This is a genomic window from Halioglobus japonicus (assembly GCF_001983995.1).
Taxonomy (GTDB): domain Bacteria; phylum Pseudomonadota; class Gammaproteobacteria; order Pseudomonadales; family Halieaceae; genus Halioglobus; species Halioglobus japonicus.
The window spans coordinates 1174737-1187056 of record NZ_CP019450.1 but is presented as its reverse complement, the minus strand read 5'-3'; the positions used below and the strand labels follow the sequence as shown (position 1 = coordinate 1187056).

12 protein-coding genes are annotated in these 12320 nt (G+C 60.0%); 5 read left to right on the top strand and 7 right to left on the bottom strand.

Going from position 1 to position 12320, the window contains the following annotated elements; genetic code table 11:
* Positions 1-8 precede the first annotated feature (8 nt).
* The 5 genes from BST95_RS05575 to BST95_RS05555 are packed head-to-tail and all read right to left on the bottom strand — an operon-like array spanning position 9 to position 5162.
* Positions 9-1256 carry a hypothetical protein gene (locus BST95_RS05575; RefSeq protein WP_084198490.1) on the bottom strand — a complete coding sequence of 416 codons (1248 nt, stop codon included), beginning with the start codon at positions 1254-1256 and terminating at the stop codon, positions 9-11.
* Positions 1256-1945 (bottom strand): ABC transporter ATP-binding protein, encoded by a 690-nt coding sequence (locus BST95_RS05570; protein ID WP_084198489.1) that lies wholly within the window; start codon positions 1943-1945, stop codon positions 1256-1258. The genes BST95_RS05575 and BST95_RS05570 overlap by 1 nt, the downstream gene beginning before the upstream one ends.
* A gap of 12 nt (positions 1946-1957) precedes the next feature.
* Positions 1958-3190 (bottom strand): ABC transporter permease, encoded by a 1233-nt coding sequence (locus BST95_RS05565; protein ID WP_229801780.1) that lies wholly within the window; start codon positions 3188-3190, stop codon positions 1958-1960.
* Positions 3190-4419 (bottom strand): ABC transporter permease, encoded by a 1230-nt coding sequence (locus BST95_RS05560; protein ID WP_084198488.1) that lies wholly within the window; start codon positions 4417-4419, stop codon positions 3190-3192. The genes BST95_RS05565 and BST95_RS05560 overlap by 1 nt, the downstream gene beginning before the upstream one ends.
* Positions 4416-5162, bottom strand: a complete 747-nt coding sequence (locus BST95_RS05555) for an outer membrane lipoprotein-sorting protein (protein ID WP_066055744.1) — start codon at positions 5160-5162, stop codon at positions 4416-4418. The genes BST95_RS05560 and BST95_RS05555 overlap by 4 nt, the downstream gene beginning before the upstream one ends.
* Before the next feature lie 73 nt (positions 5163-5235).
* Here BST95_RS05555 and BST95_RS05550 point away from each other — a divergent pair, with 73 nt between their 5' ends.
* Both BST95_RS05550 and BST95_RS05545 read left to right on the top strand, forming a co-directional pair.
* Entirely contained in the window at positions 5236-6276 is a 1041-nt protein-coding gene (locus tag BST95_RS05550; protein ID WP_229801779.1) for a DUF3080 family protein, read from the top strand.
* Between the two features lie 67 nt (positions 6277-6343).
* The gene (locus BST95_RS05545; protein ID WP_066055747.1) at positions 6344-6949 is read left to right on the top strand and encodes a DUF4136 domain-containing protein; all 606 of its coding nucleotides are present in this window, start codon (positions 6344-6346) and stop codon (positions 6947-6949) included.
* 45 nt (positions 6950-6994) lie between these two features.
* Here the strand turns inward: BST95_RS05545 and BST95_RS05540 are convergent, their stop codons facing one another.
* Complete coding sequence (locus BST95_RS05540) at positions 6995-8674, bottom strand: glycoside hydrolase family 3 protein (RefSeq protein WP_084198487.1); 1680 nt, start codon at positions 8672-8674, stop codon at positions 6995-6997.
* A 170-nt stretch (positions 8675-8844) separates the two neighbouring features.
* Between BST95_RS05540 and murA the strand changes: the two genes are divergently transcribed.
* Both murA and BST95_RS05530 read left to right on the top strand, forming a co-directional pair.
* Entirely contained in the window at positions 8845-10110 is a 1266-nt protein-coding gene (gene murA / locus BST95_RS05535; protein ID WP_084198486.1) for a UDP-N-acetylglucosamine 1-carboxyvinyltransferase, read from the top strand.
* Positions 10111-10238: 128 nt separating this feature from the next.
* Positions 10239-10649, top strand: a complete 411-nt coding sequence (locus tag BST95_RS05530; protein WP_146004232.1) for a hypothetical protein — start codon at positions 10239-10241, stop codon at positions 10647-10649.
* Between the two features lie 6 nt (positions 10650-10655).
* Here BST95_RS05530 and BST95_RS05525 read toward each other — a convergent pair whose 3' ends face one another.
* Positions 10656-11546: a phytanoyl-CoA dioxygenase family protein gene (locus BST95_RS05525; RefSeq protein WP_084198484.1), complete on the bottom strand. Its 891-nt coding sequence runs from the start codon at positions 11544-11546 to the stop codon at positions 10656-10658.
* A 99-nt stretch (positions 11547-11645) separates the two neighbouring features.
* Between BST95_RS05525 and BST95_RS05520 the strand changes: the two genes are divergently transcribed.
* Positions 11646-12224, top strand: a complete 579-nt coding sequence (locus BST95_RS05520; protein WP_084198483.1) for an SOUL family heme-binding protein — start codon at positions 11646-11648, stop codon at positions 12222-12224.
* Positions 12225-12320 lie beyond the last annotated feature (96 nt).

Sequence of the window (12320 nt, the reverse complement as noted above, 5' to 3'; positions counted from 1 at the left end):
CTACCTGCTCAGAAATAACGCGCCACCTGCACGAATACCGTCGGGCCGGTGGCCAGCGTCATGCCCTCGGGGCTGCCTTCGATTCCCCCAAACTCGGTACCTGTCGGCCCCAGGGACACATTCAACGCACTGAGCACCTGCCAATCCTGGGCAAAGTTCCACTGGACACTCACCTGCGCTAGGGCCGACTGATCTCCCAGGTTAAAAAACAATACCGGCGTCACGTTCAGTAGCGGCGTAACCTCCATCATCAGCGAACTCGCCAGGTAATGGCGGCCCAAGGTATATAGCTCGCCGCGCGCCAGACGAGCCACGAGATCCTCTGCTGCAGCGATTTTCTCCGCCGAATAGTCCTGCTCCCGCAGGCCAAAGCCGTTGAAGAAGTACTCCGCAACCCCGCTGACATTGGTGTCGCCCCAGACCCAGGAGTAAGACCAGTTCACGACCAGGCTAGTTACCCACTCCGGATCCGTTTCGCTGACCATCACATCGCCGCGTACCACTGAGTCGCCAACATTGATCACCCCACCGACCCCGACAATCGCTTCATCGTAGTGCTGGGCGAGCAGCAGGTCGTACTCCCGATCCAGTCCAAATCCGTGGTATTTGACGGCAGTAGAGCTCACCTCGGCGCTCACATCGCCCGCTGCATCCCGGCGCTGTACGTTAACCGCCTGCCAGTCATTCCCCGAATCCTGCAGGTACTGGCCGTAAATCATGTCGTCACCCACTTTATATTCAGTGTCCACGGCGGCGGGATCAAAGGGGTTGAAGAAGTCCATGGGGTTATAAATCACGCCGTTTCCCCAGCTCACCGCCTGTCGCCCAAAACGCACCACGGTTTTATCGCCACGATAGGCCACATTCAGCCGATCCAGACGATGCAGCAATACGTGCTCGTCACCACTATTGATTTCCGAGGTGAGATCCCACCAGCGACGATCGTCATCGACCACAATTCGCTGCGGGACAAACTGGTTATCCAGCGCGCCACCGCCGCCAATGCTCTCGCCGTGGCGGCCCAGGAGCTGATAGTCCGCCTGTGCCTGCCAGGCGCCGGCATCGACACTGAACTTGAAGCGCACATCCATGGCCTGGTCCTGCGTTACGGCGCCAAGCTCCTCGCGGAAAACACTGTCATCAGGATAACTGGAGGTCAGCCAGACGCCTTTGACATGACCGCCGTCAAATAGTGGTAACTCTGCGATGGCGGTACCACTGAGTGCGAATAGCGCTAACCCTACGGCACGGCGCATCAATCAACCTGCGGCTCGTCGCTGACCACCTGACCATCGCGCAGCTTCACCAGCCGCCGCGCGTAGGCCATTACCCGGGTGTCGTGGGTAGACACCACAAAGGTAATATCCTGGTCCCGATTGAGCGCAACGAACAGCTCCATTAGCTGGGACGCACTGTGGCTGTCCAGATTTGCAGTGGGTTCATCGGCGAGCACCAATTCAGGCTCACTGGCGATGGCGCGAGCCACCGCCACACGCTGCTGCTGACCGCCAGACAGCTCGGCAGGCAGACGCTCCTCCATACCTGCCAGCCCCACCTCAGCCAGCACCGCATCCACCCGCGTGCGCCGCTCCTGGGCGGGAACGCCCTGCACCTCCATCACAAATTCGACATTTTCCCGGGCCGAAAGCACGGGCACCAGGTTATAGGCCTGAAAGACAAAGCCGATGCTGTTGAGACGCATATCTGCCAGCTCGCCCTTGGACATGGCATCCAGACGCCGACCGCCCACAGAGACCTCGCCGCTGTCCGGGGTATCCAGCCCTCCGATCGCATTGAGCAGCGTGGTTTTCCCTGAACCCGAGGGGCCGGACAGACACACGAATTCACCGGCATCAATATTCAGGCTCACCTGGTCCAGGCCGGTAATCTCCTGATCACCCTGGCGAAAGATCCGGCACAAATCCCGGCATACAACGGTGCTCATAACTGCTTTCCCTCAGGTTTTGTTCAGCGCCCGCACGGGGTCGAGTCGCGACGCCCGCCACGCCGGTAACAGGCTGGCCACAAGGCCGAGAATGACCACGATGGCCGTCGACATCCACATATCCGAGGTCTGCAGTGCGGGATACAACGTCGTGCCCATGCCCATCATTTCCATGCCCTCGGCGACCATCGAAATATCGATACCGCTCTCCAGCGGCTTGATTGTCAGCCACGCCAGTAAATTTCCCGCCCCCAGACCCAGCACCAGCAGAAACAGGCTCTCCAGCAAGAACTGCAACATGATGAGCGTCGGCCGCACACCCAGCGCCTGCTGCAGACCGATTTCGCGGGTGCGCTCAAACACCGCCATCACCAGGGTATTTACCAGGCCAAAGGACAGCGCGACAAAAATCACCACCATGAAGATCAGGGTAAATCCGTCCTGCACACCGAGCATGCTGTCCAGAAAGGGCTGGAGTTGCATCCATGACAACACCTCCAGGTCATCGCCCGCTGCCTGCTGCAACGCCGGCAGCCAGGCGGACACGCGCCGGTAGTCGCCGGCCGTTACCGCCACTTCCGAGACCTGATCCCCCACGGCAAGCATTTCCTGCAACACGTTGCGCCCGGCATACACCAGTTGATCCTCGGTGCCCTCCAGGCGCGCCCGATAAATACCGACAATCCGCGTACCTCGATCGGCGACATTGTTCTCAGGGTCTTGGGACATGATGACCACACGCTTGCCCAGGTCCGTATCCAGGCGCCTGGCCAGGGAGGCACCGATCACCAGGCCGCGATCTTCAGGGCCATTCAGGAAGCGGCCCTCAACAATCTCATCTGGCAGCGCGCCGACGCCCGCCTCGGTTACGGGGTCTACCCCCAGCAGCGTAACGCCGCGACTCTCGCGTTCACTGGCAATCACCGCCGGTACCCGCACGCGTGCAGACCAGGCGGAGATCGGTGCCTCGCCAAGGGCCTCATACAAAGTGCCGGCGGGCATTGGCATGGAGTTCACCACACTGGGATCGGCGCGGTATTGGGGATGGTGTATTTGCGCCTCACCCGGCAGGTTGTGCAATCCGTTAAGCAATACCTGATCTGTCATCCCGCGCATCAGCGCCGACATAAACACCATCGCCCAGACACCGGTGCCAATCGCGAGCAACATGATCAGCGTGCGCCGATGGTTGCGCCACAAATTGCGCCAGGCCAGACGTGCAGTCACATTCAGCGAGCCCGCCACTACACCGCTCTCATCGCCTGCACAGGCTCAAGCTTATACAGTCGCAACGACGGGTAAATTGCGGCCAGCATGGTAAACAGGAACACGGTGGAAGGCCCCCACATCAGAGCCACAAAACTGACCTCGGGGTAAAAGCGGCTGTCCATATTGAACTCCGCGGCCATCTCTTCCATGCCGGGATAACTGAACCCCGCATGCGATAACCACAGCACCACCAAGCCACCGAACAGCAGCCCCAATAACAAGCCCAGCAATGACAGGAGAAACGTCTCGATCGTCACCAGCTTTGCCAACCGACCGGGCCCCATCCCCAGCGCGAGCATGACTCCAAATTCACGGGTGCGTTCCAGCACCGACATCAACTGCGTGTTCAGCACGCTGAATGCCACCAGCACGATGAACACCGCATACATCACCCAGCCACTGGCCAGGTCGGAACGAATGGCCTGCCGCAAGCCGGGCTGCAGTGCATCCCAATCCAGTGCCACCAGATTTTGTCCCTCGGGCAGCAGGGCCGCGACACGTTGCATCGCCCCCTCTACCAGTGCCAGGTCCGGCATCCGCACAACCACCGTGTGGCCGTGGTCACCCATGCTGAAAGTCTCCTGAAACCAGGCCAGCGGCACATGGGCTATGCCGCGATCGATTTCATCCATGCCGGTATGCACAATGCCGACCACCGTAGCCAGGCCGGCGGCGAAGGAACCGTCCCTGCCACTCCCCAGGAATGTGAGCTCATCGCCTAGGCCAACTTTAAGGTTCTTGGCGAGCACGGCGCCAATCACAATGGCATCGCGATCGTCAGCTGCGAGATAGCGTCCCTCGGACACCAGCCCCGGCAGGCTAGAAACACCGGGCTCCCTGTCGGGTTGCACCCCCGCCAGCAATACCCCGAAAGAACGATCTTCACTGGAGGCCAGGGCGAATGCCTGACCACGGGCCGCCACTGTATCTAAACCGAGCTCACTCGCCACGCTGGCAGCCAGCGCCTCCACGGCGGGCACCGAGTCGCGCATTCGCTGATTCTCAAGGTAATCTTTCTGCTGCACCTGCACGTGCCCTGTGACCATCGCCAGGCTGTTGTTAATCATCATGTCGTAGGTGCCCAGCTGCAGCGAGATCATGAATATCAATAAGGTATTGCAAAACACCATGGCGGCGACCGTCAGCCAGGTGCGGCGACGATGCCGCCACAGGTTTCGCCAGGCCAGGCGCCAGTTAACGTTCACTGCCGGGGATTTCTCAAATTGGAGAGGGTAAACAAGTTACCGGGAAGTTCGATGTCGAAATCCACCGCGTCGGTACGGACCTCTGTCCATTCCTCCGGCGCATCCTCGCGCGACATTCGCAGACGCGTCGCCGTCGTGCGCCCGCCCAGCTCGCGTATCTCGTGGGCCTTCAGGGTTTTTACCAGCACGCCGTCCTGGTCCCAGAACTGCTGCTCGATAAGCACCCAATCCTCGCGCACACTTAGCACTTCCTTGCCCCACACTACGGCTGCCTCTTCGTGGGGAGTGGATTCGATCACCCAGAGTGTCTGGCCGTCATGCTCACCGGTTTCGACCAGGGTGTGGTCGTACTCATCAATAATGGCCGTATCCTTGCTGATATCCTTGTTGGAGAAATCAGAGCCCATCCAGTTCTGGCTCATCATCGACGAGGGCACCTTAATGACGCGATTAATCCGCGGAGTATAGGTCCACATGTTGCCATCCACAGACAAGGTGCCATTGCCGGCATCTTTCTTGGGGTCGGTTACCCGCACCAGAGTTTTCTTGTCACCCTCACTCCAGCCGCGCATGGTCATACTGCGTTCCCAGTCAGGGCGATGAATCACCATGGTCATTTCCGAGTAAGACGTCTGGCCGCGATAATGGTCCATGGCCTTGCGAATAATATCCCGGGCCGCCAAATCATCGCTGGCAACCGCCTGGCCGCCAACGAGCAGCACCAGCAGTGCAAACCATTTCATGCGCAATACTCTTCCAGATAGCATTGGCACAGTATAGACAAGGGCCGGAATCGCTGACCACAATTGCCCTGGAATGCGTTATAAAAGCGCCATGCGTTTCTGGTTCTTCATACTGCTGCTCCCACTGGTCACTGCCTGCGACAGGCCTGACCAGCACACCGCCTACGCCCAATACCTGGCGCGCCTGCAGAATACACTCGACCAGCGGATCGACCCGCCAACACCGACCACCGGTGTGCCGCGCCGTCCGCGGCCCGGGCAATTGCGCCTGGCAGTGCCGGCTGATGACCTGGATGTTCTGGACTTTATGGAATTGCGTGGCTGTGCGCTGCAAGAAACGATTGGCAAGCGCAACAGTATTCTGGGGCGCCACGCGCGAGACTCACAGCGCCTGCTCCTGGAGCTGGAATTTTTGCGGCTCGCCCCACCCTGCATGGACAAGCTGATGAGTGATGGACAGCAGACGCTGGCGGCGCAGTTGCAGCGCAACGTGACGACTAAGCGGGAGCAATTGCCCGCCCGAATTTTCAATGCCACATTGGCCAATGACGAGTTCGGTTCATTCTGGCGCGTGAGTGAAGTCAATCCGAGCTACCCGGAGAATACATCGTCGGTGCCGGTTACCGCCCTGGCGAGCATCAACGCCCTGGCTCGGCAGTGGCTGGCTGGCGACTACCGGGTCGACAACCGCGAATTTGAATTATTGCTGTATGACGTATCCACCGGCGACGGCGCCTCGCTGTGGCTGGCGCTGGACCAGCAGGCAGGCTGGCTGGAGGGTGCAGACCAGGTGCTGCGACAACGGGCAGCCAACGGTCCGCTGTGCCAGGGCAGAATCAGGCCAGCGGCTGCGGATGTGCTGCCAACCGTGGTCAGAAAGTTTTTTATCCAGGGAATCCAGCCCCGCGCAGCCATGCTGGGCAGGCGTTATCACGACCTCATGCCCCCGCTGCAAGCACTGGAGGCGCAACTGCAAGCGGTGCTGCCGACAGACTATCGACACTGGCAGCAGGCTCGGGATCGCGATCTGCTAGCCTATAGTGAGGCGCCAGCACGCCACGTTCAGAATCTGCAAAACCTGCTCAAACCCTGCGGCGGCATTAACGGGAACTGACAGCGGTGTCGCCGGTCAAAGTTTCCGTTACACTAGATGGCAATCACCATATCCGCTGGAGAACACCATGACTCGCTGGAAGCGCATTTCCGCCACCTTCATCACCCTGAGTATCGCCTTGTTACTCGGCGCCTGTACCACAGCGCCCGAGCCGGTGTTCGACTTCAAGCATGACTACGATTTCAGCGGTGTGCGCAATATCGCTTTCTATAAGGGCTCCGGTGAAGTCAGTGGCGACAACCCGCTGCAACTGAGCGACTTCCAGAAGGAGCGTATTGACGATGCCCTGGCCCGCGCACTGCAGACAAAGGGCTTCAATGTAGTAGACGACGCAAACCAGGCCGACATGCTGATGAGTTGGCACCTCGGCACCCATGAAAAAACCGACGTGCGCACCTACGAAACGCCTGCCACCATGAGCATGGGCTATGGGTACTACGGCGGTTATAACCGCTACAGCATGTACAACTGCTGGAACTGCACTAACACCGAAGTACGCGTCAGCAACTATACCGAGGGTACGTTTATCATCGATATGATCGACCCTAACCTGCAAAAGAGTGTATGGCGCTCGGTAACTCAGTCCAAGCTCAAGGGCAAGAAACACGAGGATGAACCAGGCGAGATTGATGAGGCAGCCCAGCGCGTCCTCGCCCAGTTCCCACCGCTGTAAACCGCTGACTCATCCAGGCGCCGCGACCGCGGCGCCCGCATCTACCTACAGCGTCACGGGCAATGTACCCGGCGCTACAGCTTCACCCGCCAACACCTTTGCCAGCGCCACATAAGCAGGCCCCGGCGCACCCCCAAATCCCTCTGCCGCACCTCCATAGGTAGCCAGTATGCTGTCGGCACAACCGAAAAACTCGGCGGCCCTGTAGGGCGAGTACAGCATGGCGACAATACGCTGCTTGTCCTGTGCCCCGGCCAGCAAGGCTTTAACAACGGTGGCCGACTGCAGGTCTGGTAGGTTTGGCAAATCTTCAGCACCGCCGGCGACGACCGCGCTGATGGCAGGTTCGCTCACACCCACCACATAGGCATCGCAGGCGGCTAGTTGGCGGCGCTCGGCATCGAGGTCGAAGTTCTCAAGCGACTGCCAGCTGATCGCCAGATCGGGATTCGCCGCCTGTAGCGCTGCCGCCAGGGCGCGGGCCGTTGAATCACCCGGCAGCAGCAGATGAACGGCGCCTACCTCAGGCCCTAGCACGCCATCACCCTGCAATAGGGTGATACTGCTCGCCGCAATGCGCTGTTCGAGTTTGCGGTGTGAGGCACTGCCGATTACGGCCGGCTCCGCGCTGTGTGGAGCAATCGGATAGGCATGGCGCAGGGCCAGTACACGCTCAGCGGACTCGCGCAGCTCGCGCTCGTCCAACTCACCGCTACGGACTGCGGCTGCGATGTCATCCACGAGGGTGAACATGGCCGCAAGGCTTTGCGCATCGCGCAACAACATTGGCATCAGCGCAATATCAACCCCTGCCCGGAAAGCTTCCAGCACCGCCGCCTGTGGCGTCAGTATGGCGCTGATAGCGCGCATATCCATCGCATCGGTAATCACCACCCCGGCAAAACCCAGCTTATACCGCAACACATCGGTGAGAATGGTCCGGGACAGGGTGGCTGGGCGCACAATATCGGTGCCGAGCAACACGCTGTTGTCCAGCGCCGGATACTGAATGTGCGCTGTCATCACCATGGCAGGGGTAGTGGTGTCGATGACGCTGGCAAAGGGCGCTAGATCCATAGCCTGTGCCTGTGCGCACGTTCGGTCGACCCGCGGCAGGCCGGTGTGACTGTCCTGACTGGTATCGCCGTGCCCGGGAAAGTGCTTGAGCGATGCGGCAACCCCAACCGACTGAATGCCCGCAGTCACCGCGGCTCCCAGTTCCGCTACCAGTGCCGGATCATCACTAAACGCCCGCACGTGAATCACGGGATTGGCAGGGTTGCTGTTCACGTCCAGGCTCGGGACAAAATTACAGTTAATACCCAGCGCCCGAAGCTCTTCGCCCTGGGCGACGGCCATGTCTCTAGCAAGGGAGATACGGTCGCCCTCGGGACAGGCGGCAAGCGCCATATTGCCGCTAAAACTGGTGCACTGCCCCCGGGGCAGACGCGTCACTCGACCGCCCTCCTGATCGATGCCAATCAGGAGCTCGGGCGAGATACAGGCTCGCAACTCATCGGTAAGCTCGCGCACCTGGGATGTGGATGCGAGGTTCTCGCGGAACACAATCACCCCGCCAGGCTGCAAACGAGCAAGGCCGTCGGCCAGCGCCGCCGGCAGGTTGAGCACTGGCTGCGCGCCGTCGCCACTGTCATACAGGCGGATATCCACCATCAACTTGAGTGCGACACACTGCTCAATGGAGATATTGGCGGTTGCGGTCATAGGCTGGGGCTATCCGAGGGGGAAAATGGGGCCACCATAACCCCTCAACCGGAGGGGGTAAACCCGCGCCGCCAAGGTTCACTCTTTCCCGCCATATTGGTACCCTAGCCGCCTCTGCAGGAGCACAGCCTCGCAGCCAGTTTCATGACCCTTCCCCACGGAGCACTCATTTGGATTCAATTATTGTCAAAGGCGGTCGCCGCCTTGAAGGCACAGTCTCAACCAGCGGCTCAAAGAATGCGGCCCTGCCGATTCTGTTTGCATCGCTGCTGGCCGACGGTCGCCACGAATTCGACAACGTGCCCTACCTCAAGGATATTGAATCCACCGAGCAGCTGCTGAACTCCCTGGGCGCCAACTGCCACCGCGAGGGCGACAAGTTTATTGTGGAGGTTCGCTCCGACGGCGATCACGTCGCCGATTACGATATGGTGCGCAAGATGCGAGCGGGCATTTTGTGCCTGGGCCCCCTGCTGGCCCGCTACGGTGAGGCCAGGGTGAGCCTGCCCGGGGGCTGCGCTATTGGCTCGCGCCCGATTGACCTGCACATTGAAACCATGCGCCGCCTGGGGGCGGACATCACCAGCGACGGCGGCTACGTTATCGCCCGGGCCCAGCGCCTGGAGGGCGGCCGCATTCTGTTTGAGAAGGTCACCGTCGGCGGTACTGAGAATGCGTTGATGGCCGCCAGCCTGGCGAGCGGCACCACCGTCATCGAAAATGCTGCCAAGGAGCCTGAAGTGGTGGATCTGGCCAACTGCCTGATCGGCATGGGCGCAAAGATCACTGGCGTCGGTACCAGTGTCATCACGGTTGAAGGCGTGGAAACGCTAAAGCCCGCCAGACATCGGATTATTCCCGACCGAATTGAAGCGGGCACGCTGCTGCTGGCCGGCGCCATTACCGGTGGCACGGTCACCGTCAACCAGTGCGTACCCGAGCACCTGCAATCACTGATCGACAAATTGCGCGACGCCGACTTCCGTATCGACGTGGAAGGCGATGCCATCACCGTGAAAGCCGCCGAGAACTGTCGCGCCGTCGACATTTCGACAGCGCCCTATCCCGGCTTCCCCACCGATTTGCAGGCCCAGCTGATGGCGCTGATGACCCAGGCCAAGGGCACATCGGTGGTCACCGAGGGCATTTTTGAGAATCGCTTTATGCACGTTCAGGAGCTGGTGCGCCTGGGTGCAGACATTACCCCCATGACCCAGGTGGCCGTGGTGCGCGGCGAGCGCGGCGGCCTCAGCGGCGCCCAGGTGATGGCCACCGATCTGCGGGCCAGTGCCTGCCTGGTGCTGGCGGGCCTGGTCGCCGAAGGCGAAACCGAGGTCAGCCGTATCTATCACCTCGATCGCGGCTATGAACACCTCGAAAATAAGCTGGCCAGCCTCGGGGCCGATATCCGCCGCGTTACCAAGGAACCCCAGTAAGCAATTGATATTTAAAAGCTTTAGCTGAAATCAGGTTTTAATCTGGGCGATTATCCGCCGCACCATCTAGTCTCCATGGCGACACAGGTTCATCGGGGCACCCCGCCCGGCCACGAGGAGGCTGGCTGATGATGAGAAGGATTTGCCTGCTGTTGTTCGTCTGCGCGTTGAGCGCTTGCAAAGTGGTTGTCGTGGCGCTCGATCACGGCGCGGTTGCCTCCGGCGACCTGACATTTTTCTGCCTGCCCGGAGAACGTTGCGAAATCGACTTCCCAGACTTCACGACGGACATGCGCCTACAGGTGATCGCTGAGCCAGGCTATATGTTCGAGCGCTGGAGCGACGCTCACAGTCATTTATGCTCAGGTTTCACCGACCCCGTCTGTCGCCTGAACACCAACAACCTCGATCCGCAAAACCCCGACCACGTCGCCATGCTCGACAGCGAGCACGTGTTCTATGTGGGCGCGGTGATGGAGGTAGACCCCGATGGCCCTGACCCATCCATCATTCTGTTCGACGGCCAGGTATTCGACTGATAACACCTAGCCGTGGATGTCCAGCTTGCGTTTGGGGTGCATGCCTTCAACCATGCCCATAAACGGTGGATGAATCGAGTACCCCAGCATGCTGCGAAGGGTTTCAGACACATTCGCCGCCGTTTCGCGAGACACCGACAAGAAGTAGTTCTCCTGAGTGCGCACCCAGGGCTCACAATACTGGGCGGTGATTGCGAGGCGGCTCTGAGCCGAATAGTTTGCGCCGCCCCCGTGCCAGAGATTGCCCAGAAACAGAATGGCGGAGCCGGCGGGCATAATTGCCTTGACGCAAATGTCGTCGTCTCCGGGAAGCCGCTCTTCTCCCCAGGCATGACTGCCTGGAATCGCGACTGTAGCGCCATTGTTGTCAGTAAAGTCATCTAGCGCAAACACCGTGGCCGCAGACAAGGCCGGGCGCGGCCGAGGCCAGGGGTAAAAGCCGTCATCGATGTGCAGCGGCTGTGCCGGGGAGCCATCGAGGATATTAACCACCTGCGCCTGGGACAGCAGATAGTTGGGCATTAGCAATCGATCGAGATGCGCGAGAATATGCGGGTGTTCAATAAACCGATCCGCGGCACGCAGTTTCTCGGGCACACCATAAATGCGCTGGGTACGCTCGCCCTCGAAAGAATTACGGCCCATCTTGTCAAGGTAAGGGGCAGAAGTATCGCGCAGTAACTGCAGCTCATCGGCACTGACCAGGCCGTGCAGGATAATGTAGCCGTCGTGCATTAACTGGTCGTGTTCACGTTGAATCTGGTCCGGGTCAAGACCTGCAGCTTGCTCGCGCTTAGTGATACCGTGGGTGCGCGCAAGATCTGAACCCAGGTACTCACCGATGGACTCAATTTGCCTGAAACGCGGATCGTCGCGCCCACTATCTTGTGTACTCATACACCTAACTCACTCGTTGCCAACTGACCAGGGCCACTAATCTACCACTACCGCTGGTGCGTACACACTGATGAATATAAGCACAGAGGTGACACGTGGATGATGTTGCGAGCGCTCTTATTGTGCGTGGCCATATTACTCATACCCAATATGGCTAAAGCACTGGAAGAACCCCACTGGGATTTGCTGGACACGCTCGGTGACGTCGAGCTGCGGCGCTATGCCCCCAGCATCGAGGCGCGCACGCCACTACGCAGCGGTCGTGAGAGCAGCGGCGGCTTTCAGCGACTGGCGGGCTACATTTTTGGTGGTAACGACGAGGGAGCGAAGATTGCCATGACCGCCCCGGTTGGCGAGACCCTGTCGGGCGACAATCCGGTCATGAGTTTCACCATGCCCGGAGCCTATAGCATGGACGATCTTCCGACCCCAGAGAACGGCAGTGTGACTTTGCACGAGACCCCGGAACGACTGGTGGCAGCAGTGACCTTCTCCGGGTGGGCCACCAGCAGCAAAATTAACCGCTATCGTCGCACCCTGCTGACCACACTGAGCGAGAACGGCATCAGCCTGCGGGGCGAGCCCACCCTGAATCAGTACAACCCACCCTGGACCCCACCGTTCTTGCGGCGCAATGAGATCGTCGTCGAAATCGAGGCGGCCACCTCTACGGACTGAACCGGACAGGCCTGCGCCTGTCCGCTAGCCCCCCATACTTGCAACCTCACAGGCACCAATGTTTTTATGGCCAGCAGTAGCTGCCATGTACACCAT

What these genes read in the sequence shown, in the direction of transcription:
- BST95_RS05545 (WP_066055747.1), top strand. Translation starts at nt 6,344, where the DNA reads ATGACTCGCTGGAAGCGCATTTCCGCCACCTTCATCACCCTGAGTATC.
- BST95_RS05550 (WP_229801779.1), top strand. Translation starts at nt 5,236, where the DNA reads ATGCGTTATAAAAGCGCCATGCGTTTCTGGTTCTTCATACTGCTGCTC.
- BST95_RS05540 (WP_084198487.1), bottom strand. Translation starts at nt 8,674, where the DNA reads ATGACCGCAACCGCCAATATCTCCATTGAGCAGTGTGTCGCACTCAAG.
- BST95_RS05530 (WP_146004232.1), top strand. Translation starts at nt 10,239, where the DNA reads ATGATGAGAAGGATTTGCCTGCTGTTGTTCGTCTGCGCGTTGAGCGCT.
- BST95_RS05555 (WP_066055744.1), bottom strand. Translation starts at nt 5,162, where the DNA reads ATGAAATGGTTTGCACTGCTGGTGCTGCTCGTTGGCGGCCAGGCGGTT.
- BST95_RS05570 (WP_084198489.1), bottom strand. Translation starts at nt 1,945, where the DNA reads ATGAGCACCGTTGTATGCCGGGATTTGTGCCGGATCTTTCGCCAGGGT.
- BST95_RS05520 (WP_084198483.1), top strand. Translation starts at nt 11,646, where the DNA reads ATGATGTTGCGAGCGCTCTTATTGTGCGTGGCCATATTACTCATACCC.
- BST95_RS05525 (WP_084198484.1), bottom strand. Translation starts at nt 11,546, where the DNA reads ATGAGTACACAAGATAGTGGGCGCGACGATCCGCGTTTCAGGCAAATT.
- BST95_RS05575 (WP_084198490.1), bottom strand. Translation starts at nt 1,256, where the DNA reads ATGCGCCGTGCCGTAGGGTTAGCGCTATTCGCACTCAGTGGTACCGCC.